Genomic DNA, 709 nt, shown 5'->3' on the forward strand with positions numbered 1-709 from the left:
AGACCAATGTCACCATTGGTGGCAACACCACCGAGATCACACTTGAGGTCGCACAGCACCTCGGCGACGACGTAGTTCGCGCCATCGCGCTCAAGCCCACAGACGGACTCGTTCGTGGCCAAGAAGTTCGCGACTCCGGCGAGCAGATCACGGTTCCCGTTGGTGATGTCACCAAGGGCAAGGTGTTCAACGTTACCGGCGACATCCTCAACGCGGATGAAGACGGCAAGGTCAAGGGCGAAACCGTCGAGATCACCGAGCGCTGGCCCATCCACCGCAAGCCCCCAGCATTCGACCAGCTTGAATCGAAGACTGAACTCTTCGAAACCGGCATCAAAGTTATCGACCTCCTCACCCCCTACGTGCAGGGCGGAAAAATTGGCCTGTTCGGTGGTGCCGGTGTTGGTAAGACCGTTCTGATCCAAGAAATGATCCAGCGTGTAGCTCAGGATCACGGTGGAGTTTCCGTCTTCGCCGGTGTTGGTGAGCGCACCCGTGAAGGTAACGACCTCATCGCCGAAATGGATGAAGCGGGCGTCTTCGACAAGACCGCACTCGTCTTCGGCCAGATGGATGAGCCGCCAGGAACGCGTCTCCGCGTTGCGCTCTCGGCCCTCACCATGGCTGAGTACTTCCGCGACGTGCAGAAGCAGGACGTTCTGTTGTTCATCGACAACATCTTCCGCTTCACCCAGGCAGGATCCGAAGT

Annotated in this window: 1 protein-coding gene; it reads left to right on the forward strand. The window is 58.4% G+C overall.

Annotation, left to right across the window (positions count from 1 at the left end; genetic code table 11):
- Positions 1–709 (forward strand): ATP F0F1 synthase subunit beta (locus ADICYQ_RS31330; protein ID WP_040417411.1); only part of this gene is annotated, 709 nt, incomplete at both ends.

Origin of the sequence: Cyclobacterium qasimii M12-11B (genome assembly GCF_000427295.1) — a bacterium.
Lineage (GTDB): Bacteria > Bacteroidota > Bacteroidia > Cytophagales > Cyclobacteriaceae > Cyclobacterium > Cyclobacterium qasimii.